Origin of the sequence: Octadecabacter sp. SW4, assembly GCF_008065155.1 — a bacterium.
Taxonomy (GTDB): Bacteria; Pseudomonadota; Alphaproteobacteria; order Rhodobacterales; family Rhodobacteraceae; genus SW4.
Genome location: NZ_CP042819.1, coordinates 995,554 through 1,021,541 on the forward strand (window position 1 = coordinate 995,554; position 25,988 = coordinate 1,021,541).

27 protein-coding genes and 1 tRNA gene are annotated in these 25,988 nt (G+C 59.9%); 13 read left to right on the top strand and 15 right to left on the bottom strand.

The genetic code is table 11. The features are described from left to right. The first annotated feature begins 51 nt into the window (after nt 1-51). Nucleotides 52-477 carry a glyoxalase superfamily protein gene (locus tag FTO60_RS04995; RefSeq protein WP_148054936.1) on the top strand — a complete coding sequence of 142 codons (426 nt, stop codon included), beginning with the start codon at nt 52-54 and terminating at the stop codon, nt 475-477. Here the strand turns inward: FTO60_RS04995 and FTO60_RS05000 are convergent. Beyond that, a complete protein-coding gene (locus tag FTO60_RS05000) occupies nt 474-992 on the bottom strand; it encodes a peptidoglycan-binding protein (protein WP_148054937.1) in 519 nt (172 codons plus the stop codon). The two genes, FTO60_RS04995 and FTO60_RS05000, sit on opposite strands and share 4 nt — an antisense overlap. A gap of 195 nt (nt 993-1,187) precedes the next feature. Here FTO60_RS05000 and FTO60_RS05005 point away from each other — a divergent pair, with 195 nt between their 5' ends. Further along, on the top strand, nt 1,188-1,511 hold the full coding sequence (locus FTO60_RS05005; protein ID WP_148054938.1) for a 2Fe-2S iron-sulfur cluster-binding protein: 324 nt from the start codon (nt 1,188-1,190) through the stop codon (nt 1,509-1,511). Further along, nucleotides 1,511-2,194 carry a VCBS repeat-containing protein gene (locus FTO60_RS05010; RefSeq protein WP_148054939.1) on the top strand — a complete coding sequence of 228 codons (684 nt, stop codon included), beginning with the start codon at nt 1,511-1,513 and terminating at the stop codon, nt 2,192-2,194. Before FTO60_RS05005 ends, FTO60_RS05010 begins: the two co-directional genes overlap by 1 nt. Here FTO60_RS05010 and FTO60_RS05015 read toward each other — a convergent pair. After that, on the bottom strand, nt 2,191-2,973 hold the full coding sequence (locus FTO60_RS05015; RefSeq protein WP_148054940.1) for an adenosylcobinamide-GDP ribazoletransferase: 783 nt from the start codon (nt 2,971-2,973) through the stop codon (nt 2,191-2,193). The two genes, FTO60_RS05010 and FTO60_RS05015, sit on opposite strands and share 4 nt — an antisense overlap. A gap of 77 nt (nt 2,974-3,050) precedes the next feature. Here FTO60_RS05015 and cobT point away from each other — a divergent pair, with 77 nt between their 5' ends. Next, nucleotides 3,051-4,067 carry a nicotinate-nucleotide--dimethylbenzimidazole phosphoribosyltransferase gene (gene cobT, locus FTO60_RS05020; RefSeq protein ID WP_148054941.1) on the top strand — a complete coding sequence of 339 codons (1,017 nt, stop codon included), beginning with the start codon at nt 3,051-3,053 and terminating at the stop codon, nt 4,065-4,067. Here the strand turns inward: cobT and FTO60_RS05025 are convergent. From FTO60_RS05025 to FTO60_RS05035, 4 genes are all read right to left on the bottom strand, one after another. Next, nucleotides 4,064-5,971 (bottom strand): cation:proton antiporter, encoded by a 1,908-nt coding sequence (locus FTO60_RS05025; protein ID WP_148054942.1) that lies wholly within the window; start codon nt 5,969-5,971, stop codon nt 4,064-4,066. The genes cobT and FTO60_RS05025 overlap by 4 nt on opposite strands. A 68-nt stretch (nt 5,972-6,039) precedes the next feature. After that, nucleotides 6,040-7,386: a hypothetical protein gene (locus FTO60_RS17880; RefSeq protein ID WP_254696889.1), complete on the bottom strand. Its 1,347-nt coding sequence runs from the start codon at nt 7,384-7,386 to the stop codon at nt 6,040-6,042. After that, complete coding sequence (locus tag FTO60_RS17885; RefSeq protein ID WP_254696890.1) at nt 7,329-8,939, bottom strand: hypothetical protein; 1,611 nt, start codon at nt 8,937-8,939, stop codon at nt 7,329-7,331. Before FTO60_RS17885 ends, FTO60_RS17880 begins: the two co-directional genes overlap by 58 nt. Before the next feature lie 154 nt (nt 8,940-9,093). Further along, nucleotides 9,094-10,386 (bottom strand): O-acetylhomoserine aminocarboxypropyltransferase/cysteine synthase family protein, encoded by a 1,293-nt coding sequence (locus tag FTO60_RS05035; RefSeq protein ID WP_148054943.1) that lies wholly within the window; start codon nt 10,384-10,386, stop codon nt 9,094-9,096. A gap of 87 nt (nt 10,387-10,473) precedes the next feature. Here FTO60_RS05035 and FTO60_RS05040 point away from each other — a divergent pair, with 87 nt between their 5' ends. Next, a complete protein-coding gene (locus FTO60_RS05040; protein WP_148054944.1) occupies nt 10,474-10,890 on the top strand; it encodes a VOC family protein in 417 nt (138 codons plus the stop codon). A gap of 87 nt (nt 10,891-10,977) precedes the next feature. Here FTO60_RS05040 and FTO60_RS05045 read toward each other — a convergent pair whose 3' ends face one another. Further along, complete coding sequence (locus FTO60_RS05045) at nt 10,978-11,979, bottom strand: hypothetical protein (protein WP_148054945.1); 1,002 nt, start codon at nt 11,977-11,979, stop codon at nt 10,978-10,980. Between the two features lie 82 nt (nt 11,980-12,061). Between FTO60_RS05045 and FTO60_RS05050 the strand changes: the two genes are divergently transcribed. Further along, nucleotides 12,062-12,586 (top strand): hypothetical protein, encoded by a 525-nt coding sequence (locus tag FTO60_RS05050; protein WP_148054946.1) that lies wholly within the window; start codon nt 12,062-12,064, stop codon nt 12,584-12,586. A 3-nt stretch (nt 12,587-12,589) separates the two neighbouring features. On the opposite strand, the gene FTO60_RS05055 is transcribed toward FTO60_RS05050, so the two are convergent. Beyond that, nucleotides 12,590-13,747 (bottom strand): sialidase family protein, encoded by a 1,158-nt coding sequence (locus FTO60_RS05055; RefSeq protein ID WP_148054947.1) that lies wholly within the window; start codon nt 13,745-13,747, stop codon nt 12,590-12,592. A gap of 162 nt (nt 13,748-13,909) precedes the next feature. Then, nucleotides 13,910-14,770 (bottom strand): LysR family transcriptional regulator, encoded by an 861-nt coding sequence (locus FTO60_RS05060; protein ID WP_148054948.1) that lies wholly within the window; start codon nt 14,768-14,770, stop codon nt 13,910-13,912. An 87-nt stretch (nt 14,771-14,857) separates the two neighbouring features. Here FTO60_RS05060 and FTO60_RS05065 point away from each other — a divergent pair, with 87 nt between their 5' ends. Together FTO60_RS05065 and FTO60_RS05070 are read left to right on the top strand one after the other, a co-directional pair. After that, entirely contained in the window at nt 14,858-15,052 is a 195-nt protein-coding gene (locus tag FTO60_RS05065) for a hypothetical protein (RefSeq protein ID WP_148054949.1), read from the top strand. Between the two features lie 141 nt (nt 15,053-15,193). Further along, a complete protein-coding gene (locus tag FTO60_RS05070) occupies nt 15,194-15,724 on the top strand; it encodes a cupin (protein WP_254696891.1) in 531 nt (176 codons plus the stop codon). 388 nt (nt 15,725-16,112) lie between these two features. On the opposite strand, the gene FTO60_RS05075 is transcribed toward FTO60_RS05070, so the two are convergent. Next, entirely contained in the window at nt 16,113-18,959 is a 2,847-nt protein-coding gene (locus tag FTO60_RS05075; protein ID WP_254696892.1) for a type I restriction endonuclease subunit R, read from the bottom strand. A gap of 145 nt (nt 18,960-19,104) precedes the next feature. Here FTO60_RS05075 and FTO60_RS05080 point away from each other — a divergent pair. Continuing rightward, a protein-coding gene (locus tag FTO60_RS05080) for an IS3 family transposase (protein ID WP_148057338.1) occupies nt 19,105-20,447 on the top strand; the annotation gives its coding sequence in 2 pieces (ribosomal slippage) (nt 19,105-19,431 and nt 19,434-20,447; 1,341 coding nt in all). A gap of 35 nt (nt 20,448-20,482) precedes the next feature. Here FTO60_RS05080 and FTO60_RS05085 read toward each other — a convergent pair. Beyond that, a complete protein-coding gene (locus FTO60_RS05085; protein WP_148054951.1) occupies nt 20,483-21,406 on the bottom strand; it encodes a phage integrase SAM-like domain-containing protein in 924 nt (307 codons plus the stop codon). Between the two features lie 90 nt (nt 21,407-21,496). Continuing rightward, nucleotides 21,497-21,580 (bottom strand) — tRNA-Tyr (locus FTO60_RS05090). Between the two features lie 191 nt (nt 21,581-21,771). On the opposite strand from FTO60_RS05090, the gene rlmB reads away from it, so the two are divergent. The 4 genes from rlmB to FTO60_RS05110 all read left to right on the top strand — a co-directional run bounded on the left by rlmB (nt 21,772) and on the right by FTO60_RS05110 (nt 24,040). Continuing rightward, nucleotides 21,772-22,554 carry a 23S rRNA (guanosine(2251)-2'-O)-methyltransferase RlmB gene (gene rlmB / locus FTO60_RS05095; RefSeq protein ID WP_148054952.1) on the top strand — a complete coding sequence of 261 codons (783 nt, stop codon included), beginning with the start codon at nt 21,772-21,774 and terminating at the stop codon, nt 22,552-22,554. Between the two features lie 9 nt (nt 22,555-22,563). Further along, nucleotides 22,564-22,875 (top strand): hypothetical protein, encoded by a 312-nt coding sequence (locus FTO60_RS05100; protein ID WP_148054953.1) that lies wholly within the window; start codon nt 22,564-22,566, stop codon nt 22,873-22,875. Nucleotides 22,876-22,974: 99 nt separating this feature from the next. Further along, nucleotides 22,975-23,433 (top strand): YHS domain-containing (seleno)protein, encoded by a 459-nt coding sequence (locus FTO60_RS05105; protein WP_148054954.1) that lies wholly within the window; start codon nt 22,975-22,977, stop codon nt 23,431-23,433. A 184-nt stretch (nt 23,434-23,617) separates the two neighbouring features. After that, on the top strand, nt 23,618-24,040 hold the full coding sequence (locus FTO60_RS05110; protein ID WP_148054955.1) for a CoA-binding protein: 423 nt from the start codon (nt 23,618-23,620) through the stop codon (nt 24,038-24,040). Nucleotides 24,041-24,075: 35 nt separating this feature from the next. Here the strand turns inward: FTO60_RS05110 and FTO60_RS05115 are convergent, their stop codons facing one another. From FTO60_RS05115 to hisA, 3 genes are read right to left on the bottom strand one after another with little or no spacing between them, the layout of a single operon-like run. Then, entirely contained in the window at nt 24,076-24,381 is a 306-nt protein-coding gene (locus FTO60_RS05115) for a phosphoribosyl-ATP diphosphatase (protein WP_148054956.1), read from the bottom strand. Then, on the bottom strand, nt 24,378-25,139 hold the full coding sequence (gene hisF, locus FTO60_RS05120) for an imidazole glycerol phosphate synthase subunit HisF (protein WP_148054957.1): 762 nt from the start codon (nt 25,137-25,139) through the stop codon (nt 24,378-24,380). The genes FTO60_RS05115 and hisF overlap by 4 nt, the downstream gene beginning before the upstream one ends. A gap of 56 nt (nt 25,140-25,195) precedes the next feature. Next, nucleotides 25,196-25,915 carry a 1-(5-phosphoribosyl)-5-[(5-phosphoribosylamino)methylideneamino]imidazole-4-carboxamide isomerase gene (gene hisA, locus FTO60_RS05125; protein WP_148054958.1) on the bottom strand — a complete coding sequence of 240 codons (720 nt, stop codon included), beginning with the start codon at nt 25,913-25,915 and terminating at the stop codon, nt 25,196-25,198. Nucleotides 25,916-25,988 lie beyond the last annotated feature (73 nt).

Sequence of the window (25,988 nt, forward strand, 5' to 3'; positions counted from 1 at the left end):
CAATGCGAGCCCCGATCACTGGTCCAACGTCACGTTGAAAAGGCTGATAATATGCAGACCAATACCATTGCGACCCTTAAGGATCAGGCCCGCCGTTTGCGCGCAGACCTGACCAAGCGCGGCCACGACACGACCCATTCGCAAGCGCTTGAAATGCTGGCCCATCAGATGGGACAGCGCGACTGGAACACGCTTGCCGCGCTTGCGCAGCGCGCCAACGCACCTGCGCCACTGACCCTTGGGGCGCGGATCGCCGGGCGCTACCTTGGCCAGGATGTCGCGGGCACCGTGCTGGCGATTGCCGCGCACGCAGGGCTGACACGGCTGACGATCAAATTGGATGAACCGGTTGATGTGGTGCGTTTTGACAGCTTTTCGTCCCTGCGCCGCCGGATCACCGTCAGCTTGAACGATGCAGGCGTGACCCCGCAACGCACCTCGGACGGGCAGCCGCACTTCGTGCGCCTGGCCGCTTAACCCTCGGCGTTCAAGACCGCGCTGGAGAGGGCCACAAGGCCCAGGCCCCGCGCGGTTTCGATATCCAGAACCGGTAGGTCATGGCCGCCGTTCTGGCGCTGGTAAGTCTGGATTGCGCGCCCCGTGCGCGCATCCAGCACACCAGTGATTTCGCCACGGTAAAACCCGCGCGCGCCCAAGGCACGCTGCACCGAGGCCACGAATTGCGGTGTCAGCGCATCCGGGCACAGCGTTTCAAATTCAACCTCGCGGCGTTCACGCAAAATGCGCTGGCGCGTGACCGTGCGAAACGCCGCAGGGCTGCGCACCGTTCCGTCGCTGTCCAGCACGGCGGGCTGCACGATGATCTGTTCGGTCACGGTTTCGATCACCGCAGGCGTGGTTTCCTGCGCAAAACAGCGCCCCGCGCCATCGGTTGTGATCGGTGTTTCATCAGGCACATTCGCGGGCGCGACGCAGGCAGCAAGCACCAGCGCCCCCGCAATCGGAGCCAGAATTCGGAACGGCTTGGTCATCTGCTCTGCCTTATGGGTCTTGCGCCCGCTTGAAGCTTGATAGCGCAAAACCCGTGCGCGGCCTAGTCATCTGTTCACAACCTCGACAGCCTGTCGCATCCAGCCCACACAACACCATTTTGGGGCTGGCAGGGCCGTGGCGCGCACCCTAAATAGAGGCCAACAGAAATTGCGGATCGCAAAGGGGCGAAACACATGGCAAAAATCACCTACGTCGAACATGGCGGCAAGGAACACATCGTCGAGGTTGCCAACGGGCTGACCGTGATGGAGGGCGCGCGCGACAACGGCATTCCGGGGATCGAGGCCGATTGCGGCGGCGCCTGCGCCTGTTCCACCTGCCACGTTTATGTTGATCCGGCCTGGGTCGAAAAGCTGCCCGCCAAGGACCCGATGGAAGAAGACATGCTTGATTTCGCCTATGAACCCGATCCCGACCGCTCGCGCCTGACGTGCCAGCTGAAGGTGACGGATGCGCTGGATGGTTTGCGCGTGCAGATGCCCGAAAAGCAGATCTGATGCGGTTGTGTGCACTTGCCCTGGCCCTTTGGCCCGTTTTGGCGGGTGCCGAACCGATCACCGCCGCGCGCTACAGTGAACCGACAACCCGTTACGATCACGGCGTGCTTGGCGATGCTGTGGAATGGGGCGCGCTGGAAATGGATGTCGGGGGGCGCGAGATCACCCTGCGGCTTCCTGAAACCCATGTATTCGAGGATATCGCGCCGCGCCTTGTGACCCTGCCCGATGGGGATGTGGTTGTGATGACAGTCGAAACCTCGATCGCCCAAGGCGCGCGGCTTGCGCTTTACGATGAAAATGGCGTGGTGGCTGCGACCCCCTACATTGGCCAGACCAACCGCTGGCTTGCGCCCATCGGTGCGGCTGATCTGGACGGCGACGGGGCGATTGAGGTTGCCTATATCGACCGCCCGCATCTGGCGCGCATCCTGCGGGTCTGGCGTTACGCTGACGGCGCGCTGACATTTGTGGCGCAAACCCCGGGCCTGACCAACCACCGCATCGGCGAAAGCGATATCGGCGGGGGCTTGCGCGATTGCAACGGCGTGATCGAGATGATCACCGCCAATGCCGACTGGACCCGCGTGATGGCTACACGTCTTGTGGATGGCACTTTGGTGTCCCGCGATATGGGGCCGCACCGCGGGCGCGCGGACCTGACGGCGGCGCAGTGCTGCTAACCCAGATGTGCGGCCAATACGGTCAAGGCGGCAATTTCACAGATTTGTTGGGTCGCGCCCAGAATGTCGCCGGTCTGGCCTTTGATCTTGGCCATCGCGATCACGGCGCAAGCGATCCCCGCCAGGGCCACGACCAAGAGCACCGCAAAGGCCGACCACGGTAAGAATACCACCGTAACCGCCAGCGCGATCAGGCCGGCAAGGGCAGCTGTCGCGCCGCTCGGGCGACCGACGCTTTGGCTCAGACCACCGGCGCGCGCATTGGGCAGGGCCGCCATCATCGTCACCATCGGCGCGCGGCTGACAGTGGCAACAACGATCAGCGGCGCCCAAAGAAACCCCGCCGACAGGATCGCAACCAGTGCCGCCCACCGCAGCAACAGCGACACCCCCAATGCCAGAACGCCGTAGGTGCCAATCGCGCTGTCCTTCATGATCTCAAGGCGGCGGGCGATCTCCCAACCGCCCCACAATCCGTCAGCGCTGTCGGCCAGCCCGTCTTCGTGCATCGCCCCGGTGACAACGATCTGCACGGCAAGGATCAGACCGGCGACGATCATGACGGGCGTGCCAACCCAAAGGGCAAACGCGCCGATCAGCGCGGTAATTCCCGCCACGACAACGCCCGCAAGCGGAAAGGCCCAAGCCGCCGCCGCGCCGCGTGCCGTGGCGCGATCTATGTCGATCCGCACCGGCAGCCGGGTCAGCAAACCCAGTGCTGCAGGCACGTCCTGCGCCGTCATCAACGGGCGTGTGTGCGAAATGTCGGCATTGCGCATCAAGATGACCTTTCGAGGCTTTTCACAGGCGGCCAAGGCGTTAGACAGGGGCCAGAATGATCAGAGCGAGGACAAAAATGCCAGCCCCCTTTACCACATTGGACGAATTTCGCGCGACCCTTGCTGCTGCACCCGCCGCCGATGAAACCGCCCGCGCGGGGGCTGCGGCCCGCAATGGTCAGCTTACCAAACCGCCGGGTGCGCTGGGGCGGCTTGAAGACCTTGCGATCTGGTATGGCGCGTGGCGCGGCACCGAGACGCCGGAAATCAGAAACCCGCAAGTGATTGTTTTCGCAGGTAATCACGGCGTCTGCGCGCAGGGTGTATCGGCCTTTCCGCCCGAAGTGACGGTGCAGATGGTCGCCAATTTCGAACACGGCGGTGCCGCGATCAACCAGCTTTCCAAAGCCTTCGGTGCGCGCATGGACGTGCATGCCCTGTCGCTTGACGCGCCCACCGCCGATTTCACCGCCGGTCCCGCAATGTCCGAGGACGAGGTGATCGCGGCGCTGCGCACCGGTTGGGAGGCGGTTGATCCGGCAGCCGATCTACTGGTGACGGGCGAAATGGGAATCGGCAACACCACATCCGCCGCCGCCATCGCAACGGCGTTGTTTGGCGGTGACCCGGCTGACTGGACGGGGCGCGGCACTGGCGTCGATGATGCAGGCCTTGCCCGCAAGACCGATGTGGTTGCGCGCGGGTTGGCCGCGAACCCAAGCGCGGCCAAAGACCCGCTTGCGGCCCTGCGTTGCCTTGGCGGGCGCGAGCTTGCGGCGATGGCCGGGGCAATTGCCGCCGCGCGCGCGCAGCGCATCCCGGTAATCCTTGACGGGTTCATCTGCACCGCTGCCGCCGCAACTTTGGCGCAGGCGCAGGCGGGCGCGCTGGATCACGCGGTTGCGGGGCATCAAAGCGCGGAAGGGGCGCATGCGGCTTTGCTCGCCAAGATCGACAAGGAACCACTGCTGCAACTTGGCTTGCGCCTTGGCGAAGGGTCGGGCGCGGCACTGGCGATTGGTATCCTCAAGGGGGCGGTGGCCTGCCATTCCGGCATGGCCACCTTTGCCGAGGCAGGTGTAGCCGCGGGTTAGGCCTTGGGGCGCCCGCCAGCGGCGCCCCTTTTGACCTTTTCATCATCAAGTTTCGCGGTCAGTTCGGTCTCAAGCGCCTTGTTCATCTCGCGCGCGCGGGCCACATAGGCCGCGTTCTGTTCGATCGGCACATCCGGCTTCCACAATTCGGCCAGATCGCGCAGCGATGCGCGATCCTGATGGTAGAACGCCATTTCGGCCTCATTCGCCTCGAATTCAGAAAGACCCATATTTTCAAGCACATAGCGGCCTGCGCGCAGCGAACTGTCAAACATTTCGCGCACGATGTCATCTGCACCGGCCTGATAGAGTTCATAAACATGAATGCGGTCATGGGCGCGCGCGACGATGTGCAAATCGGGGCGCTCCTTGCGGGCATATCTCACCAACCGCAAAGAGGCCGCGCGATCGTCAAGGGCGACGACCAGCACCGTCGCGTCGTCCAGCCCGGCGGCGTGTAACAGATCGGGGCGGGTCGGATCGCCAAAGAACCCCTTGAAGCCAAAGGTGCGCATGGTCTGCACTGTCGTCAGATTGTTGTCGATTACCACTGTGCTAAAGCCCGAAGCCTGCACAAGCCGGTTCACGACCTGCCCAAAGCGCCCGATTCCGGCGATGATCACCTGTCCGACCTCGTCTATTTCATCCGCGGGATGATCCTGATCGCCAGTCATGTTCCGGCTCAGCAATTCAAAGACAATGAACAACAGTGGCGTGACCAGCATCGAAAGGGCAACGACCAGCAACAGGGTCTCGGACAGGCCTTGGCCCAGCACACCTTGCTGTAGCGAAAAAGAGATCAGCACAAAGCCGAATTCACCTGCCTGCGCGAGGCCCAGCGTGAACAACCAGCGGTCGCGCCCGTGTAATTTGAACAGGCGGGCCAGTAGATAGAGCACCGCACCCTTAGTAACGATCACGCCCGCCGTCAGCCCCAGAATACGCGCCGGGTCACCGAATAGAACGGCAAAATTGATACCCGCCCCGACAGTGATAAAGAACAGCCCCAGCAACAGCCCCTTGAAGGGTTCAAGGTCGCTTTCCAGCTCGTGGCGGAACTCCGAGTTGGCCAGAACGACCCCCGCCAGAAACGTGCCCAAGGCGGGCGACAGGCCAACCATGCCCATCAGCACGGCAATCGAGACCACCATCAACAGGGCCAGCGCCGTATACATTTCGCGCAGGCGGGCGTGGTGGATATAGCGAAACACCGGTCGGGTCAGAAATATGCCGGCCAGAATGATCACGGCCACCGCGCCCAGCGTCACAAGCGTAACGCCCCATCCGGGCAGACCCTCTACAAGGCTCAGCGCCCCCTCGCTTGCGGCAGACGCGTGTTGGTCTTCCGTCACGAGCTGCATCGATCCGTCCGGCGCAAACGCGACAGGCGCGGAAATGACCAGCAGCGGCAAAAGCGCCAGCATCGGGATTACTGCAATATCCTGCGTCAGCAGCACCGAAAACGTCGAACGTCCGCCACCGGTCTGCATCAATCCCTTTTCCGAAAGGGTCTGCAAAACGATCGCCGTTGACGACAGCGCAAAGATCATCCCGACAGCCAGCGCGGTGGGCCATGCGAGGCCAAGAAACATGCCCGCCGCCATGATCAGGGCCGTTGTCAGACCGATCTGCGCGCCGCCAAGGCCGACCAGCCGGTGCCGCATATCCCAAAGCGCGCGCGGTTCAAGCTCCAGCCCGATCAGGAACAGCATCATTACCACGCCAAATTCAGCGAAATGCTGCAAATCCACCGTCTCGGTGCCCACAAGACCAAGCACGGGGCCGATCACGATCCCGGCCAACAAATAGCCAAGCACCGAGCCAAGCCCGAGGCGCGCAGCCAAAGGCACCGCGATCACCGCAGCGCCAAGATAGATCGTTGCTTGGAACAGGAAACTTTCCATTGGGCCTTGTCGGTTAAGGGGCGCGCCAGTGCAACGCATCGGCCCTCAGTGTAAAAGCGGTAGAGTGGTCAGCCGCTGGGCATTTGCAGCTGAAATGTGCGCCCTCTTACTGTATAGTTCAACGTGCTATCGCCGATGGCCTGCACGCGCCCGCCATCCAGACGATCACCCACACCGACGCGCACAAGGCGGCCATTGTCCAACCGCACTAGTGCGCGGCGCGCATCAGGGGTGCCAAAAACACCGATCAGGTTGATGTTGTGCAGGTTGATCGCGCCCTCCAGTGTCGCGGCCCGTGCCACCCCGCCAGACGTCGGCCCGCTTGGCGCGACGGTTCGCGGCACAACGGCGGCCACTTGTTGCGCCACGCGGGTCTGGTTTTCGCGCGCGCGCGATACAACCCGCGAGAAATTGCGTGGGCGCATATCAGGACGCAGCGAGGCGGTGATCGCCAGCGGCGTCGCATTAACGATCATGCTGGGCGGCGGTCCGGCTTGGGCGGATTGCGCAGCGGCAATGGCGGCGGCCACTTCGGGGGCGATTTGCAAGGTTGGCGGTTCAGCGGCGGTCGGGACTGCGGGTTCGACTTCGGGTTCTGGTTCGGGCGCGGCTGCGGGGACCAGACCATCAGGGCGCAAACGGGGGCGGAACCCCGACAGGCGCGGATCAGGTTCGGGCACGGGGGCGGCAACGGGCGCAAGCCCGCCGGGGCGGGGCAGCGGGCGCAGGGCGGTCAAGGCGATACCGCCCGCTGGCGCCGGTTCTTCTGTGACAGCCCCGGGAGCCGCGTCTGGCTCAGATTCAAGCGCAGTTTCCGGTGCAGTATCGGGCGTTGCCTCAGGTGCGACAGCCGCATCGCTTTGTGGGCGCAGACGAGGACGCAGTGTGACCTCGCTCGGCGCGGCGGATACGAACGCGGGCGCGGCTTGGGGCGTGGTCTCGGGTCTGGTTTCGGGTGCGGCGGCCACTTGCGGGGCGATGGTGCCCGGACGCACGGGCGGCAAGACAGATGGGCTGCCCGCGATCAACACGATCCCGTCCGGCGTCAACGTTCCCTCGGGCGTGGCCAGAACCAGGCCGCGTTCATCGCGCGGGAAATCGGTGCCGGGCGGGGGTGGATTGACGGGCGCAAGCATCGAGCCATCACGCGCGGCCATCGAAAAGTCAGGAATTTCAGGTGTTTGTTGGCGCGTGATGGGCTGCGTTGCAGCAACAGTCAAAGCGCCAATCACATCGGTGCGCGGTGTTTGGGGACTGCGTGGTGCCCTTTGCCAAACGCCTGTGGCGGCATAGATTCGCTGAGCTTCGGCGGGGCTCAGGACCTCTCCCATCAGCGCGAAGTCGGGGGCGTCGGGCGTCACTGCGTCATCTGTGCCGCCCTGCCCCAAAGCGGTGCCATCGTCCAGCGCGGCCACCCCCGATGCCGGATCAATGTCGGGGGGGTGGCAGGCTGTGCAACCGGATCAGTGGCCGCCGTTTCAACAGTGCCACGGTTGAACCAGCCTGCCAGCCCGTCCTCTGAGATAATGGCGGCAAATGCGGCAACGGCGATCAGGAACAACAGCAATACCGCCGTCAGGATCAAGCCAAGAAAACGGGGCTTGCCGCCGACGACTGTCGTGGATTTTGCCTTGGCGGGCTTGCGCGCACCAAAAACGGTCATCTGGCTTTGTTCGTCCGATTGTGCCGCGGCCGGGGCTGTTTGCGGCTTTTCGGCGCGTTCCTTGCGGCGGCTGCGAAACAGACCGGGTTTGTCGGGTATGTCAGTATCGGGCGCGCGGGCAGGGGCGGCGAGGGGGGCTGGTTCCGGCGTCTCCTCTGGGGCTTGCGCAGGCGTGTGAGTGGGCACAATCGCTTCAAAATGCTGCACCTCGGCGTCCGGCACCGCAGTTTGCGCCACACCTGTCACGGCGGGGGCGTCGGCGGGATCGGGCGTCTCTGCGCGCAAGGGCGTCACCGGTGCCGCCACGCCATTGCGATCGCCAACCTTGACGCCCGCAAGCGCGGGCATGGGACTGGTGTTCTTACCCTGCGGCACGGCCAGCGGCGGCGGGTCCATGCGGGTCTCGTTCGCCGGTTTCGCGGCACGGGCGGGCGCAAAGACGGGTGGTGCCTTGGGGGTTGGCGCATCGCTGGCCGGTGCCGCAAGAGGTGCGCGCGGACGGGCCGCAAAGACCGGCTCGCCAGCCGGTGCGGGCGTCTCGTCGGCAAGGTCAATATCTGCGGTGTCGTCCGGCGCGGATGCGGCCAGCGTAAGTTCTTCGAACATGTCCGACGGATCGCTTGGCGCGATATCGGGCGCTGGCTTGGTGGGCGGCGCAGTGTCAGCGGCAGCATCCGGCGTTGCGTCAGGCGCAGGGTCCGGCGCTGCCACTTTTTCGGGTTCCGGCGCGGCGACTTCCTCGGGTTCGGCAATGGCGTCGGGTGCGGGATCAGGCTTTGCCGCCCCAACGTCGGCAACGCCGATCACAACCACCGGGTCTTCGTCACGCTGGACGTCAAAGCCGTCAAGCGCGCCAAAAAAAGCCTCGCCGACGAAAGTGAACGCTTCGGGCACCGCAGCAAAACACACCGGTTCAAAGTTGTGTTCGGTTGCGAAACTTGCCGCCTCGTCCAGGGTTTCGCGCGCGACTGCGGCCACGTAGGTGCGCCCGCCGCCCTTGGTGAAATCGACCGCCAGATCGGCCACCGCATAGGGGGTCGCGCCATCCAGCGCCGCCAGCACATCGTCCATTTCGACGCGGGTCGAGTCAAGCGCGAGGTATTTTATTTGCTCGTTTGGAATCAACAGCTTGGTGCGCAATCCGCCCGGTTCGATGGTCAGCGCTTGCGCCCGCAATTGGGCAAGGGCCGCGCCCAGATCATCAACATCCAGCGCAACTTCACCCACCATGTGCCAGCCATCCTGCACGCGGTGCAGCAGGCGGATGCCTTCGAATGTAAGTGAAAGTGCGAAATTCGGCGTCATTGCCCGGCTGTATCATCCCGATGGGTGGGGGAAAAGCACCCCCCTGCGTTGCCGCAAAGCTATAGCAGGTTTCCGCCAAGTCCAAGCGCCCGCGTGCCTTTTTGTGACTTTTAAGCGGGTCTGGGGGGCCACAGCGCAGCCCCCCGATGATGGCTCAGGCGGTTGCCTTGGTCAGGGCCTGATCCAGATCGGCAATCAGATCGTCAACGCTTTCAATGCCGATCGACAGGCGGACAACATTCGGGCCGGCACCTGCGGCTTCTTGTTGTTCAGGCGACAACTGGCGGTGGGTCGTGCTGGCCGAATGGATGATCAGGCTGCGGGTGTCCCCAAGGTTGGCCACATGGCTGAAAATCTCAAGGTTATCGACCAGTTTGACGCAGGCGTCATATCCGCCCTTCACGGCAAAGGTGAACAGCGCGCCCGCGCCCTTGGGGCAGACATCCTTGACCCGGGCAAAGTAGGGCGAGCTTTCCAGCCCCGCGTAGGTCACGTAATCCACACGCGGGTCCGCCTCAAGCCATTTGGCCACGGCCTGTGCGTTCTGCACGTGGCGATCCATGCGCAGCGACAGGGTTTCGATACCCAGCAAGGTGTAATGCGCCGCCTGCGGGTTCATCGTCATCCCAAGATCACGCAGACCAATCGCGATGGAATGAAAGGTAAAGGCCATCGGCCCAAGTGCCTCGCCAAAGTTCAACCCGTGATAGGCTGGCTCGGGCGCTGACAGGGACGGGAACTTGTCGCTCGCGGTCCAGTCGAACTTGCCCGAATCCACCACACATCCACCGGTAACGGTGCCATTGCCTGTCAGATATTTGGTCGTGGAATGCACAACCAGAGTCGCGCCCAGATCAATCGGGCGGCACAGGTATGGCGTGGCCGTGGTGTTGTCGATAATCAGCGGAATTCCCGCCGCGTCGGCAATATCGGCCACCGCACGCACATCCATGATATACCCGCCCGGATTGGCAATCGCCTCGCCGAAGATGGCACGGGTGTCATCGTCAATCGCCGCCTTCACTGCATCCAGATCGTCGAAATCGACGAAAGTGGCGGACCAGCCAAAGCGTTTGATGGTCTGGCTGAACTGCGTGATCGTGCCACCATAAAGACGGGTCGAGGCGACGATGTTCTTGCCCGGCCCCATCAACGGGAACAGCGCCATGATCTGCGCCGCGTGTCCGCTTGAACAGCACACGGCACCAACGCCGCCTTCAAGCGCACAGATCCGCTCGGCCAGGGCCGACACGGTGGGGTTGGTCAGGCGCGAATAAATATAGCCGACCTCTTCAAGGTTAAACAGCTTTGCCGCATGATCGGCGTCGCGAAACACATAGGCCGTGGTTTGGTAAATCGGCACCTGACGGGCACCGGTTGCGGGGTCGGGGTTCGCGCCCGCGTGAATTTGCAGCGTGTCGAAACCAAGTGTCGGCGTGTCGGTCATAGGTCTTCTCCCTGATGTTGCTTGCCGCTAGGTTTAAGGGGAAAGCTGCGCTACCTCAACGCGCGACACGGGAATAAGGAAAAACACATGCCACATCCATTCCATCTGGCCTTTAATGTTCGCGATCTTGACGCCGCGCGCGACTTTTATTCCGGTCACATGGGCGCGCGCGAGGGGCGCAGCACGGCGACCTGGGTCGATTTCGACTTTTTCGGTCACCAACTGAGTCTGCACCTGGGCGAACCGATGGCCACGGCGGCAACGGGCAAGGTCGGCGATCACATGGTGCCGATGCCGCACTTCGGGATCGTGCTGCCATTGGGTGACTGGCAGGCGCTTGCAGACAGGCTAACCAGCCTCAACACGGATTTCATCGTCGCGCCTTCGGTGCGTTTCCGGGGTGAACCCGGCGAACAATGGACGATGTTTTTCCGCGACCCGTCAGGAAACCCAATCGAAATCAAAGGATTGGCAGACAACGCTGATATCTTCAAGCGTGCCTAGTTTCATCTTGCCGGAAATACCTCGGGGTGTTTGAGGGGCAGCGCCCCTCATCAAAAAATCGCGTGTGCGCAGCACCCGTCCCGGTCATTACCGCATCCAAAACCCGTTCTTCTTGATCATGTTGCGGACTTGGCGTTCGCGCGGGGGCATGTCGTTTTGATCAAACAGCGCACGCACCTTTTCGCCGCGTTTTTGATAGATCATCCGTTTGAACGGCTCATAGTTTTTCAGCAATTTCTTGACCTTGTTCGGTGCGGCGACAGCCTCAAGAACCTGCACAACATGATCGCTCTCGCGGGCATAAAGCAGCGGCAGCATCCGGTAGTGGCAGGTCACATCACCGTCCAGCCCGTCCAGTTCCGGCCCGGGCCGGCCACCGCCAAGCGAATGGATCACCAACGGCAGGGTGACCTGATCCAGCCAGGGATCAAGCGATTGCAGCACCAGTTCTTCGGGCCGGTCATCACGGATCGCGAGGGCGTATTCCATGAACCGATCACGGAACGCCACGGGATCCGTGCCAAAGAACCAACCTGCGTTGAAATAAAGATAGCGCTCCCAGTATTCATCCGGTTGGGACAGGTCCAGCGTGCTGTCGAACTCCAACCCGAACTTGTCATAAAGCGACTTCCAGGTTTTCGTATAGCCCGGCCAGTAAAGCTCTTCCTCGGGCCAGGTGCCGGTGCGGCGCATGGATGCGGCAGGGCGGGCGAAGTCGAATTGCACTTTTGTGATATCACCGGTGATCAACGTGTCCGTGTCAAAGAACACAAAGGGCTCACCTGCGGGTAGGGTCGACAACCCTTCGATCTTGTTGCCATAGGGATAATCCTGGCCGAAATGAACAGAGTCGAATGGTATGATCTCGGCGCCCATCTCCTCGAGGGCGGCGCGCACATCGCCGGTGATGCGGGTCTCGCCCTTCCACAGCGGTCCGGGCTGGGGTTCGGCGATGATCAGACGCCCGGCGAACGCGGGGGCACAGGCGCGCAGCGACGCCGCGAACAACAGTGCCTCGTATTGCAGCCGCCCGTTCTGGCCAATAACCATGATATTGAAACGCTGGCCTGTTTTCGCCTTTCGCGCCATACTCGCCCTGTCCTCATATATTTCGGGGCAGTATAGATTGAGAAACCCTGCGGCAAAAGCCGTGCCGAGAGGAGATTTGCACGTGTTTGAATTATTCCTGCCTTTTGTGATCGGGATCGCCCTTGGAATCGAACCCGTGCCTGACACCAACGGCACCGAAGTCGCCGAAATGGTCCCCGAACTTGTGATCGAAGAAGGTTCGGGCGATGGGCTGGAAGGGCGCGAACCCGAACCGCAGGTGCCCACGGGCAAATATACGACCGCCCTCGAAGTGCGTCCGATCTTGGCCATGACCAAGTCGAACTGGGTCGCGGTGCGGCTCTACGAGGGGCAAGACCTTGTTTACTTTACACATCTGCTAAGTTGGCGCTGCGGTTTATGGGACGTGCGTTACGGGATCAACGGAGAACCGGCCGACACATCGCTGCTGATGGAACCCTGCAACACCGAATTTGCCACGCCCAACGCGATGATCGATGTGGCGACATTCCTGCCTTACGTCACCTTGCCGCCGGATTCGGTGCAGAGCATCTATATCGAAATTACCTATGACGATGGCACGACAGATTTTGCTCAGTTCAACCGCAACGAGGTGCTGATTCCCTAGGCGTCAGGTGAAATCGACAGCTTCGAGACACAGCGCAGTGGGCAGGTGGCGCGCGACCTCGCGCCACTGTTCGCCCTCATCCAGACTTGCAAACACCGACCCGCTGTTCGTCGTGAAATAAAGGCCGGCAGGGTCGCGCGTATCACCCGCCATCGCCTGACGCAGGACAGTGAAAAAGCACGCCTTTTGTGGCAGGCCCGCGCGCTGCGCCGCCCAGGTTTGCCCGCCGTCGCGACTACGCCAGACTGCGGCGGCGGCGTCAGGCGGAAAACGGCCCGCCATGTCGCCATTAAGTGGTATCGTCCAGATCGTCGCCCCGTCGCGCGGATGCACCCGGATCGGAAAACCAAAGGTCGAAGGCAGGCCCGCTGTAATGTCATCCCAACTGCGCCCGCCATCAGGCGACCGCCAGACCCCATGGTGGTTTTGCTGATACAGCAGGTCCGCATGCCCCGGCGCGCGCATCATATTATGCACGCAGTGTCCGGTTTCCCCGTCGCGTGGCGCTGCCGGATGGTCGTGATGCCCACAGCTTTCGGCGTTGGACAGACGGTTGCGCCTGTCCCAAGTCTTGCCGCCATCTTCGGTAGCGAAAACCCCAGCGGCGGAAATCCCGACCCAGATCTTTTGCGCATCCTCGGGGTGGTGCACGATGCTGTGCAGGACCAGACCCGCCGCACCGCCCTGCCAGTCCTTGGCCGATGGGTGATCTGTCAGCCCCGGGATTTTTTCCCAAGTGGCCCCCATGTCCGCGCTGGCCACAAGCCCTGCCGGTTTGGTGCCTGCATAAAGCCTGCCATGCGCGAAGGACAGCGACCAGATTTGGGCAAAATCGTCGCCAAAGGGCAGGGGCGTGTCGTCCCATCCGACTATCGCCGCGAAATCGGGGTCGTTCGCGGCCCATTGATCCATCGCACCGCGCGTCAGGCGGGTCAGCGCCCATGTCTGCCCCCGATCCTGTGAATGCCAAACGCCGGCCCCGTGAAAATCACCCCCGCCTGCGGCCCAGAGATGCCCGGTCCGCGCGCATCCAGCCACGTGATTGATCGGCCAGCCATCACACAGCGGCCCCGTCACATCCCAGCCGTTGCGATCCGTGCCGCCATGCACAATGAACAGCCCCTTTGTAGTGCCGACAAGAAGGTGCAAATCGTGAGACATGGCACTGACCTAACTGGAAATCGGTCTAACCATATCACACCTCGGCCCATCCCGCGCGCGGTTTTCATGGCGCGACAGCAGCAACGGATCGTTCGATGCGGTGCGCGCCTGAAAACGCTCTCCGACCGCGTGGCGGTAACGGAACGGGCGGTCGATCTGACCCTAGCCCATAGTCTTGAGGTTGCGGGCAATCCGCGGCGCAGCAAAGGCGGCAAAGCGGCGAATTTCGGGGCGTTTGTGTGCAGCCGGTGATGTGATCAACCAGACTGGCAGTTCCGCGTTGGGTGGTGGATCAAAGCAGCGGACAAGGTTCGGGTTTGCGTCGCCGACATGCACCGGGAACGGGCCAATACCCTGTCCGGTTTCGATTGCCATCATCAGGTCATTGACTGTCGCGCACCGGATAATATTGCGGCGCTCGCTGGGGAAATGGTCCAGCAGATGAACGCGGTGATCTTCCATATCTTTGCTAAACGCATCGGGCAGCGCATGTTTGTCAGCATAGGTGCGCGCGGCATAATAGGTCCAATACGTCTGGCCGACTTTTCGCGCAATCAACCTGTCGTCCGAGATCGCCGGTGTCATGCGCAGGGCGATATCGGCCTCTCCCTTGGTCAGGTCTATATATCGCTCCGAAAAAATGAATTCAAAATTCACACCTGGATTTTCCGCGACAAAATCGGCGACCACCTGGCCGATATTGCCAAACGTCTTGTCGCCAACGGAGGTGATACGGATCGGCGCGCTGGTCTTTCCCCTCGCGGCTTCCGCCTCAAACGCAAGGGCGGCCTGTTCGAGGGATTCGGCATAAGGCAAAAGGGCGGTCGCATGTTCTGTCGGAACCACTCCGCGCGTGGTTCTGTCAAACAGGGTCACGTCAAGGACGTGTTCAAGAACGTCGATGCGCCGCGCGACGGTGGTCTGGTTGATCCCCAAATGTCGCGAGGCCGCAAGCGTCGACCCCTCGCGCATCACCGCGAGAAACACGCGCACGTCGCCCCAATCCCTGAACTGGCTCTGCATTATTGCATATCAGCACGGCACCGTGACGGATACCAGCAGAACTTTCCCACCCGTAATCTGTATTCAGCACAACGAAGGAGACCAAACATGACCGCCCTGTTCTTTTCCTCTTTTCCGCGTCTCACCTGGCCCGCACGGAAGGCCGCGCCAAAGCATGACGACAGTGCCCCGGTTCATGACGTCGCGCGTCGCAAGATCGTCAGCGAGATGATCGCGGCAGGTGCCTGTGACAGCGAATATGGCATGCAAATGCTGATGTCGGTCTATCCAGACGAGTTTTGAGAAATGACCGAACCCGCATCGGCCAGTGTGAGCCTGTCAGAAATCGAAAGGCCGGATTACTTGCATGCCGCAGGCCGCTTAACCTTAACTGACTGATTTCTGGAAACTCGGAGTCGGCAAAAGATTTTTCCGGAACATGAAATGCCAGACGATTTTTTGAAATCTCGGCTCGGGAAATCATCGACTTCCGGTTTCCGGACGGGCCGATCCCGGACCCAAATCCCGGTTTGCAGTTTTCCGCAAACTGAACCAACATTTGCCGCCGCCCACGAACAGGAACGCTGCGCGCGCAGAAGGGATTTGAACATGAGATTTCATCGGCTTTATTCAGACGCCCAAGGCGAGAGCCATTGGCAAGACGTTGACGTGGAACTTCGGGAACGGACCTTTGCGCCACCCGCCAAGGCCATTGAAATCTCAACGCCGGAAACCGCCAGGCAAACCATGTTTCTGCGACTGCGCGCAGGGTGGGACGAACCGATACATCCAACGCCTGTTGCGCAAAAACTTGTCTGTCTTGCCGGTTCAGTGCGCGTGACCGCCAGCGACGGCGCGTTCAGGGACATCGGCCCGGGGGATGTTTGGCACATGGAAGACAAGCACGGCAAAGGCCATCACACCGTCGTCACAAGCGATGAAGACTTTTTGTCGGTGATCATTCAACATGAATGACAGGGGCGGGGCGAAAGCGGCCACCTCCCATCGCGCGGCCTGACCTTTTGCGGGCACGCGCGTCCACAAAAATGCCGACCGCGCAGAAAACCCGCATTCTCCATCCGTGCCTTGTTGGGTGGTGACGGCAGTGGGTCAATGTCTGGAAAGTGGTGGGCGACCCTGGAATCGGTGTTGGCGTGGATATTAAGATTATGATTAAGTTAATATTATTAATTACTTATGAGTTCGTAGTGGGTGAATTTTTCCGACTGTGTGTCTAAATTATGAAGATTTGTGTCTAAATATGGAGCCTGTTGTTGAACATTAAGCGTATATGGGTTGGGCCCAAGGTTCATAGTCGGTTGGGTATTGGCCATCAACAATTCTGGTGCCGTAACTCTGATCCTTATCCGGGACGTGATTGATTGGCTCCACTATCCTTGAGCACATGCTCCATCATTCGTAGCAACGCATCGTGCATACCCTTCTTGAAATCATCATCTGACGCATACTTCTTGTACAGATCGATTTCACGACGACGTTCACTGCGCATCGCCTTCTCAAATAGTGCCTCACTCGCGATCCGACGGTTTTGTTCATCGGGGTTACCAACGACCTTATCTTGGAAGGCAGGGTCGGCCATGGCGTGTTTCAGGATGTTAACCAGCTTCACCCGTTGTTCTTCTGGCGTTGCATCCCAACCGGTAAAGTATCGTTCATTGAACGCGGCGATGATCAGATCGAGAGGGTCCTTTTCCGGGTCATCATGGGCACTGCGAGGGTTCGGGTTTGGTGGTTCCAACTCACTATCTGAGTCGTCTAGTCCAATGGTGTACCCGATCTTGACGCGCTCTACTCCATAAGTGGTCAGGTCTACGCTTTCGAGCAGGCCGTTGATTTCATCCTGGTCTGGGTCTTTGACCTTCAGCTTGGGGATCAGGAACTTCAAGAACCAGTGCAGCATCTCCCAATTCGCGTTGGTGAACGGAATGATGCAGGCCACTTGGGCGTAGATTTTCACGAACTGCTTAGCCTTGATCTTGATATCAGGCTTTTGGTCCTCATCAACCTCATCAAACCGTTCAGCAACCGAGTCGAGCAGCGGTGACAACTGGTCCGCGTCGACGGATGCAAAGAACTTCTCGTTGAACTCCACAACCTCGGGCCAGTCATAAATGCCCGTATCATCCAGCGCGTCTTTCAGGTCGTGTAGTACGTTCACATCGGTGGGTTCGCTCAAGGCCGTCGAGGTGTAGAACGGGTCGAACGCATCCTTGATGTCTTCCACCGTGTTGTGGAAATCGAGGATGAAGGTCTCTTCTTTACCCAATTTGTTGTTGCTGCGGTTCAGCCGCGACAACGCTTGTACGGCCAGCACATGTTGTAACTTTTTGTCCACATACATCGTGGTCAGCATGGGTTCGTCGAACCCTGTCAGGAATTTGTTGGCGACGACCAGAATACGGTACTGGTCCGTCTTGAACTCCTTCGTGATATCACGCCCTGGGAAGCCGTTCAGCGTATCCTCAGCGTGCTCCACCCCATCAATCATCTTCTTGCCAGTGAACGCCACCAGGGGCTTGTACGGGCTCCCAGCGGCCCGCAGGGCGTCCCTCAGGGCCAGGTAGTACCGGATGGCGGACTCTATGTTCCGGGTAACCACCATGGCCTTGGCTTTGCCCTTCAGCTTCTTGGGCCGAACAACGTTGCTCTCGAAGTGTTCGAGCATGATACCAGCTTTGGTCTTGATCGTTGTGGGATCAGCCTCGACGTAGGCCCGCAGTTTCCCCTGCGCCTTCTTGGTATTGAACTCGGGGTTTTCATCGACTGATTTTTGAAGCTCGTAATAGCTTTTGTAGGTCGTGTAGTTCTTTAACACATCGAGGATGAAGCCTTCCTCAATCGCCTGCTTCATCGAATACAGATGAAATGGTACAAACTTGCCATCGCTGTTCTGACGACCGAACCGTTCCAGCGTGGTGTTCTTGGGTGTCGCGGTGAAGGCAAAGAACGATGCATTGGTACCCATTTTGCGGGCTTCCATCGCGGCGAGAATTTTGTCCTGCAAGTCTTCCGGTTCTTCCTCGTCACCACCACCACTGATGGCCTCGTTCATCTTATCGGCAGCACTGCCCGATTGGGAAGAATGCGCTTCGTCGATGATTACTGCAAACTTCCGGTCGGAAAGATCGGCGATGCCATCCAGGATGAACGGGAACTTTTGGATCGTCGTGATGATCAGCTTCTTGCCGTTCTCCAATGCGGTTTTCAGTTCAGACGAATTGTATGCATGGGCGACGACGTTTTTCACCTCGGAAAACGCCCGGATGTTGTCCTTCAACTGCTTGTCCAGCACGCGGCGGTCGGTCACCACGATCACGCTATCGAATAGATTCTGCTCCCCAACCGCGTCATAGGTCTCGATCAACTGGTACCCGAGCCATGTGATCGAGTTCGACTTACCTGACCCCGCCGAATGTTGGATCAGATAGCGCTGTCCGACACCATGGGCCTTCACATCGGTCAGCACCTGCCGCACGACATCCAACTGGTGGTACCGTGGGAAGAACAGAGTCTTTTTCTTCTGGCCGGTGTCGGGGTCTTCTTCCTCCACCAGCTTGGCGAAGTGTTCAATGATATTGGTCAGACTGTGCCGGGTCAGCACCTCGTCCCACAGATATGCTGTCTTGTGGCCGGTGGGGTTGATTGGGTTGCCCTTGCCGTGGCCGTCGCCCCTGTTGAAGGGCAGGAAATAGGTGCTCTTGCCCGACAGCTTGGTGGCCATAAACACCTCATCCGTATCGAGGGCGAAATGCACCAGGCAGCGACCGAACTGGAACAGCGGTTCACGGTGGTCGCGGCTTTGGTACTGCTTTCGGGCGTGAGAGACATTCTGGCCCTTCCACGGCTGTTTTAACTCCATGGACACAATGGGTAGACCGTTGATGAGCAGCACCATATCGACCGACGGGTTGCTGTCGGTGGTCGAGAAATTGACCTGCCGGGTGACCGAGAAGATGTTGGCCTCGAACAGCCGCGTCACCTCGGGGGTCTTGGTGTTGTAGGGTAGTCGATAGAGCAGCTTCAGGTGGGCATGATCGACGCTGAGTCCCTTCTTTAGGATCGTCAACAAACCGTCCTTCTTGATCTTATTGCTGAGGCGCTGAAGCACCCGATCTTTCCAGTCCATATAGCTTTTCAGCTTTTCAAGTTCGTCTGATTGCGTGGCTTCGAGGAAGGCCCATAGCTGCACGGTGTCGATGGCCAGTTCGGCATCGAAATCCGCGTTGTTGCCTTGGGTGTAACCACCAGTGTCTGACGTCAGCGCTTATGGGTCCAATTAGGCGTATTTGCTAAGAGAGTGTTTGTTGCTCATCGTAGCCACTGAGGAGTGGACGATGAGAAAGACAACGAAGAGCCCTGGCGAGAAGATCGTCAAAGACATCAAGCGCGCCACGCGCAAGCATTATTCATCCGAAGAGAAGATCAGGATCGTACTGGATGGGCTGCGTGGCGAGGACAGCATTGCAGAGCTGTGCCGCCGTGAAGGCATATCGCAAGGCATTTACTACAAGTGGTCCAAGGACTTCATGGAAGCCGGTAAGCGGCGTCTGGCAGGCGACACTGCGCGGGCTGCAAACACCGATGAGGTCAAAGAACTGCGCCGTGAGGCCAAGGATCTCAAAGAGGTTGTCGCGGAACAGACGCTCGAATTGCGTCTTCTCAAAAAAAGCATGACAGGCGATGGGGGCGACCACGAATGAGGTATCCTGCATCAGAGAAGCTGGAGATCATTCGTTTGGTTGAGGGCAGCCATCTGTCGGCGCGTCTGACACTGGCCAAGCTGGGTATCCCACGCACGACGTTCTACCGTTGGTACGATCGGTACCTGCAGCGCGGTGAGGCCGGATTGCAGGATCAATCCCCCAAGCCCAAGCACGTTTGGAACCGCGTGCCTGACGAGGTGAAGCGCAAGGTTGTCGACTTCGCCTTGCAGGAAACGGAACTGTCACCGCGCGAGTTGGCGGTGACGTTCACGGATCAGGAGCGCTATTTTGTCTCAGAATCCACAGTGTATCGGGTGCTAAAGGCGCATGATCTAATCACTAGCCCGGCCTTCATCGTCATCAAGGCAGCCAGCGAGTTCAAAGACAAAACAACTGCGATCAACCAGCTTTGGCAAACAGACTTCACCTACATCAAGGTTCTGGGATGGGGTTGGTTCTATCTCAGCACTGTCCTCGACGACTACAGCCGCTACATCGTCTCCTGGAAGCTCTGCACCAACATGCGGGCTGAAGACGTTACCGATACGCTTGACCTCGCATTGCAAGCATCCGGCTGCGACCAAGTTCACGTCGTTCACAAGCCACGTCTGCTCAGCGACAACGGATCGAGTTACGTCTCTGGAGATCTGGCGGAATGGTTGCAGGACAAAGGCATGAAGCATTCTCGCGGCGCGCCATACCATCCGCAAACCCAAGGCAAGATCGAGCGTTGGCATCAGACTTTAAAGAACCGCATCCTGCTGGAAAACTACTTCCTGCCGGGTGATCTTGAAGCTCAAATCGAAGCCTTCGTCGACCACTACAATCATCAGCGGTATCACGAGAGCATCAACAACGTCACACCCGCCGACGTCTACTTTGGCCGTGACAAAGCCATTCTAAAACAAAGGGAAAGGATCAAACGAAAGACACTCGAAGCGCGGCGCTTGCATCACCGACAGCACGCCGCATAATGAAACCAACCAGATGAGCCAAACTCTCACTTAGTTTAAGCTGCCATTGGTTCCAAAAACCCTGACGACGGACAAACTGACCGTGTTTCCCGTGGCATGGATACGTCGGGCATCGGATTGTTCTCGATGATCTCGTTTTCGACGGCGAACTTCATCATCGTCCTGATCGGGGTAAATACGGATTGGACGGATGATGCTTTCATCGATCCTGTTTTGGCTTCTCGGAACTCACGCAGTTTGGCTCCGGTCAAGTGGGGCAGGGGAATATCACCTGCATGGTCGATCAACTGCTGGATGCTTCGACGATATTTTTTTCTGACCTGGGTTTTGATGCGGGCAAAATCAAACGCCTTCTCCGATACCACGCTGATTGTATTGGGGTCTCCGTTTAGATCAGCGATCCGACGTTCCAGCATCCGCTTGGCAGCGTCATACTGATCACGCTCATCCGGATCGGTCGGCGGCACCACGATGGGATCGAAATATGTGTTCTTGATTATTCGATAGACAACCAGTCGCTGCACTGGGTCCGAATTCTCATCGGCTTCAAGAGTGAATTCCCTTGCCGTCACCCAAGGACTAGGTAGTGCATCGAACGTATCAACGATATTCCCATCTTCGTCGCGCAAATGCATCCGTGCCTCAGGGTCTCTAACATAGTCTTCGAGAGCGTATCGCATTGCATGGGCCGTTCTCTCCCATTTGCCAGAAATAGTCACTTCTCGTACGCCTGCTGCGATTTTTGGGTCGTCGAGTTGCGCTATCAGTTCGTCATGTTCTTTTGTCCACCCAGCGACTTTAACGACCGCATCTGGATAGGGAACTTTACCACAGGGCTTGTTCCACGTCTTGAAACCCAGCGTAGAGTGATGGCGTTCCGGTACCCTGCGACGGTATGCCCATGAGCCATTGTTGTCCTTCAGATATTTGACCTTAGTTGGCGCTCTCTTCGAAGACATGTGGCTAAATCCTCAACATTTGTGGCTAAATCTGGCCCCGTGCGGGGGAGTGTAGCCATAAAAATAAGGAAAATCAACGCTATAGCGTAATGGTGGGCGACCCTGGAATCGAACCAGGCGTGCGTCTCCGCGAGGGAGTTACAGTCCCCTGCCACACCTTGCGGCCTGTCGCCCACTGGCGGGCGGGATACCCTTGGGCGTGCGAGGCGTCAATACGCAAATGATTGAAATCGTGACAAAGGGCGCGTGGATTGAAATCCACCCGACGCGGACCCCCTGTAAGGTGGGTTTCAACCCACGCCCCCACAAGCTGTCTGGTTATTTCGGGTGGTGTCGATTAGGTGCGGTGCAACAGGAGAGATGCGATGAAAAAGCCAAAGTGGGTTGTTGAAAAGGAACGTGACAAGCGCGCCGCGGCGGCTGAAACGATCTGGTTGTTCGGGCTGCACGCGGTGCGCGATGCGCTTTTGAACCCGAGCCGCGAAAAACTGCGCCTGATCACCACGCTGAACGCGCTGGGCAAGCTGGAGGACGCGGTCGCGGCCAGCGGGATGACGCCAGAAATGGCCGATCCGCGCAAGTTCACGGCCCCGATTGATCCGCAATCGGTGCATCAGGGCGCGGCGTTGGAGGTCAAGCCGCTGAACTGGGGGTCACTAGAGGAACGCTGCGTTGGCGGCGCCGATGGTGTGCCCCCGCGCGTTGTCTTGCTGGACCGTGTGACGGACCCCCATAACGTGGGTGCCATCCTGCGTTCGGCCGAAGTTTTTGGCGCGCGGGCGGTCATTTCCATGCAGCGCCATGCGGCCCCCGAAACCGGCGCATTGGCCAAAACCGCCAGTGGCGCGCTGGAACGCCAGCCTTATCTGCGGGTGCGCAATCTGGCAGAGGCGATGGAGACCCTGAAATCGATGGGCTATCTGGTGCTGGGCCTGGATGGCGAGGGGGATCAGGACATCAACACCGCCCTGGCGGGCAAACACGACCGTGCCGTCGCGCTGGTGTTGGGGGCCGAAGGGCCGGGATTGCGCGACAAGACCAAGGAAACCTGCGACGCCCTGGTGCGGATTGATGCCGTGGGTGGTTTTGGTTCGCTGAATGTCTCGAATGCGGCCGCCGTAGCCCTATATGCCTCCAGAGGAGCATAGGAGGCCCGATTGCCGCTGCGAAAGATTGCAACCTGTTGTTATTGCGGCACCCGCGCCGCGCTGGTTCTGACCGGAGAGCAGCGCCACGAGCTGTCCTGTGCAAGCTGTGGCGCGCCGCTGCACAACCTGAAAATGTTACCGATCAGCCCGACGCAGGCCACCGCGCCTGCGGCGACGCTCGCCCGTCCGGCGCCCGCAAAACGCCCCAAACCGGCGCCGCGCAAGAGGCGTAAGTCGGTCAAAAAGAGTAAGAAACGCAAAGGGTTGGCGCACAAGGCCCTGTCCGAGCTATGGGACGTTGTCGACGACATCTTTGACTGAAACATTTGCCCACGCCCCGTCACACTTGTGTCAGGGGGCTTTTGCGGCACGATCCAAACGCGCATCTTGGGATCAACCCGAGCAACCGGAGTGTGACCCATGCTGACTCGCCGTTCCCTGTTGGCCCTTGCCGCCCTGACCCCTGTTGGCGCGTTGATGGCGCCCTCTGTCATGGCCGCGACGCCTGAAACCTTTGCCGATGATGGTCTTGCGATCCGCGGCATTGATCCAGTGGCCTATTTTGCCGGCAATGGCCCCGTTGCCGGATCGCCGGATCATCAACTGATGTGGAAGGGTGCGATCTGGCAGTTTGCCAGCGCGCCCAATATGGCCGCCTTCGAGGCCGATCCGATGGGATATGCCCCGCAATACGGGGGTTATTGCGCCTATGCGGTGTCACGCGGCTATACCGCCAGCACCGATCCCGAGGCCTGGACCCTGCACGCTGGGAAATTATATCTGAATTATTCGATTTCCGTGCGGGCGCAATGGCGCCCCGAGATTGCCGAGAATATCGCGCTGGCGGATGCAAACTGGCCAAAAGTGCTGGAAGCCTAGAATTTCCTGTGCCCTTAACGGCCTGTTCACAATTATCTTACATCCTCTTTTAAGTGGCCGCTCAGCCCCTAAATCTAGGATCAGAGGCACGCAGCTGGAACCTGCTGCTTCATTTCACTGTCCCTCGTTCCATACCTTGCGCCCGGATCCCCTTCCGGGCGCTTTTTTATGCGGCTATAGGGGGATGATGTATTCTGATGATCTGATCCGTGATGTTCTGACCCGCGTGAAAACGATCGCCGTGGTCGGGTTTTCCAACAAGCCCGCGCGCGCCAGTCACGGTGTCGCCAGGTTCCTGCAATCACGCGGATATCGCGTTGTGCCGGTGAACCCCGGTCTGGAGGGACAGACGCATCTGGGTGAAACGGTGTATGCGGGGCTGGCCGAGATTCCGTTCGACGTGGATATGGTCGATATCTTTCGCCGCTCGGACGCGGTTGCTGGGATCGTCGAGGCCGCACTGGCGCGCTGGCCCGATCTGGATGTGATCTGGACGCAGTTGGATGTGCGCGACGATGCGGCGGCACAAAAGGCGCAGGCGCGCGGTGTCACGGTGATTCAGGATCGCTGTCCGGCGATCGAAATTCCACGACTGCGTTTGGGTTAACCGGCGAAAATCCGAGTTATTTTGAACAGAAGAAATCAGGGGCGCGATGCCTTTTCGCTGATTCCGCTTTGGGATTGGCGTTTGGCCAGTTCGGCTTCGATATCGGCCAGTGACACATCGCGCGCGGCACACATGACCAACAGGTGATAAAGCGCATCCGCGGCTTCGGCCGTCAGCGCCGCACGGTCGCCTTTGACGGCTTCGATGATGGCCTCAACGGCTTCTTCGCCAAATTTTTCCGCGGCCTTGTCGGGGTTGGCCAAAAGGCGCGCTGTCCAGCTGGTATCGGGGTCGGCATCAGCGCGGGCAGCGATCGTGGCGGCAAGATCTGTCAGGCTCATGTCATCCTCATGGGGAGTCCGGCGGCGGCCATATGGGCCTTGGCCTGTGCGATTGTGTAGGTGCCAAAGTGAAAGATCGAGGCGGCAAGCACGGCGCTGGCACCGCCTTTGGTCACCCCCTCGACAAGGTGATCAAGCGTGCCGACGCCGCCCGATGCGATCACCGGGATATTCACTGCATCGGCCACAGCGCGCGTCAGCGCGAGGTTGAAACCGGATTTCGTGCCATCCCGATCCATCGAGGTCAGCAGGATTTCACCCGCGCCGCGTTCGGCCACCGTGCGGGCAAATTCCACGGCGTCGATACCGGTGGGTTTACGCCCGCCATGGGTAAAGATTTCCCATTTGCCGGGACTGACGGTTTTGGCGTCAATCGCGCAGACGATACATTGCGAGCCGAACCGCAGCGCGGCTTCGGTGATGACATTCGGGTCGGCCACAGCGGCAGAATTGAAGCTGACCTTGTCAGCCCCCGCAAGCAACAGATCCCGCACATCGTGATGGCTGCGCACGCCCCCGCCGATGGTCAGCGGCATAAAGCAATGTTCGGCCGTGCGCGTCGCCAGATCGAACATCGTGCCACGGTTTTCGTGGGTCGCCTTGATGTCGAGAAAACAAAGTTCATCCGCACCCGCGGCGTCATAGGCCTTGGCCTGTTCCACAGGATCGCCCGCGTCGATCAGATCGACGAAATTGACACCTTTGACGGTGCGCCCTTCGGCGACGTCTAGACAGGGAATGATGCGGGTCTTTAACATATCAGCGGTTTAGCGGCCCCGCACGCCTAAGGCAATCGGGCGTGGATCCGTCGGTGCTAGCCGCGCAACGCCGCCAGCGCCGCGCCCAGATCAATCGCCCCGTCATAAAGCGCGCGTCCCGAAATTGCGCCGGAAATGACGCCTGTGTCGCGCAGGGCGATAAGATCGGCCAGCGACGACACGCCGCCCGATGCGATCACGGGGATATCGACGGCGCGGGCCAATGCCTCGGTCGCGGTGATATTGGGGCCTTGCATCGCACCGTCACGCAGGATGTCGGTGTAGATGATCGCGGCCACGCCAGCGTCTTCAAAGGATTTGGCCAGGTCGGTCACTTGCACGTCGGTTTCGGTCGCCCAGCCTTTGGTGGCGACGAAGCCGCCCCGGGCATCAATCCCCACGGCGACCTGACCGGGGAAGGCCGCAGCAGCCTGTCGCACCAGCGCGGGGTTTTCGACAGCCACCGTCCCAAGGATCACGCGCGCCAAACCGCGGGTCAGCCAGCGTTCAATCGTGGCCATGTCGCGGATGCCACCGCCCAGTTGCGCGGGCACGGGGCAGGCGGCCAAAATTGCCTCGACCGGGGCGGCGTTCACGGGTTCGCCCGCGAATGCGCCGTTCAGGTCCACCAGATGCAGCCATTCGCAGCCCGCAGCGACAAAGGCGCGTGCCTGCGCCGCCGGATCGTCGTTGAAAACCGTTGTCTGGTTCATATCGCCATGCACAAGGCGCACGGCTTGGCCGTCTTTGAGGTCAATCGCGGGGTAGAGGATCATATGGGCGGCCCTTTTTATGTCGTGCGTGTTTATGCACGGCGGCGGGCCGGATGCAACGCGACCCAACGTTAGT

Bases quoted from the DNA above. Each gene is read 5' to 3' on its own strand.
- FTO60_RS04995 (WP_148054936.1), top strand. From the start codon at position 52: ATGCAGACCAATACCATTGCGACCCTTAAGGATCAGGCCCGCCGTTTG.
- FTO60_RS05000 (WP_148054937.1), bottom strand. From the start codon at position 992: ATGACCAAGCCGTTCCGAATTCTGGCTCCGATTGCGGGGGCGCTGGTG.
- FTO60_RS05005 (WP_148054938.1), top strand. From the start codon at position 1,188: ATGGCAAAAATCACCTACGTCGAACATGGCGGCAAGGAACACATCGTC.
- FTO60_RS05010 (WP_148054939.1), top strand. From the start codon at position 1,511: ATGCGGTTGTGTGCACTTGCCCTGGCCCTTTGGCCCGTTTTGGCGGGT.
- FTO60_RS05015 (WP_148054940.1), bottom strand. From the start codon at position 2,973: ATGCGCAATGCCGACATTTCGCACACACGCCCGTTGATGACGGCGCAG.
- cobT (WP_148054941.1), top strand. From the start codon at position 3,051: ATGCCAGCCCCCTTTACCACATTGGACGAATTTCGCGCGACCCTTGCT.
- FTO60_RS05025 (WP_148054942.1), bottom strand. From the start codon at position 5,971: ATGGAAAGTTTCCTGTTCCAAGCAACGATCTATCTTGGCGCTGCGGTG.
- FTO60_RS17885 (WP_254696890.1), bottom strand. From the start codon at position 8,939: ATGACGCCGAATTTCGCACTTTCACTTACATTCGAAGGCATCCGCCTG.
- FTO60_RS05035 (WP_148054943.1), bottom strand. From the start codon at position 10,386: ATGACCGACACGCCGACACTTGGTTTCGACACGCTGCAAATTCACGCG.
- FTO60_RS05040 (WP_148054944.1), top strand. From the start codon at position 10,474: ATGCCACATCCATTCCATCTGGCCTTTAATGTTCGCGATCTTGACGCC.
- FTO60_RS05045 (WP_148054945.1), bottom strand. From the start codon at position 11,979: ATGGCGCGAAAGGCGAAAACAGGCCAGCGTTTCAATATCATGGTTATT.
- FTO60_RS05055 (WP_148054947.1), bottom strand. From the start codon at position 13,747: ATGTCTCACGATTTGCACCTTCTTGTCGGCACTACAAAGGGGCTGTTC.
- FTO60_RS05060 (WP_148054948.1), bottom strand. From the start codon at position 14,770: ATGCAGAGCCAGTTCAGGGATTGGGGCGACGTGCGCGTGTTTCTCGCG.
- FTO60_RS05065 (WP_148054949.1), top strand. From the start codon at position 14,858: ATGACCGCCCTGTTCTTTTCCTCTTTTCCGCGTCTCACCTGGCCCGCA.
- FTO60_RS05070 (WP_254696891.1), top strand. From the start codon at position 15,194: ATGCCAGACGATTTTTTGAAATCTCGGCTCGGGAAATCATCGACTTCC.
- FTO60_RS05085 (WP_148054951.1), bottom strand. From the start codon at position 21,406: ATGTCTTCGAAGAGAGCGCCAACTAAGGTCAAATATCTGAAGGACAAC.
- rlmB (WP_148054952.1), top strand. From the start codon at position 21,772: ATGAAAAAGCCAAAGTGGGTTGTTGAAAAGGAACGTGACAAGCGCGCC.
- FTO60_RS05105 (WP_148054954.1), top strand. From the start codon at position 22,975: ATGCTGACTCGCCGTTCCCTGTTGGCCCTTGCCGCCCTGACCCCTGTT.
- FTO60_RS05110 (WP_148054955.1), top strand. From the start codon at position 23,618: ATGATGTATTCTGATGATCTGATCCGTGATGTTCTGACCCGCGTGAAA.
- FTO60_RS05115 (WP_148054956.1), bottom strand. From the start codon at position 24,381: ATGAGCCTGACAGATCTTGCCGCCACGATCGCTGCCCGCGCTGATGCC.
- hisF (WP_148054957.1), bottom strand. From the start codon at position 25,139: ATGTTAAAGACCCGCATCATTCCCTGTCTAGACGTCGCCGAAGGGCGC.
- hisA (WP_148054958.1), bottom strand. From the start codon at position 25,915: ATGATCCTCTACCCCGCGATTGACCTCAAAGACGGCCAAGCCGTGCGC.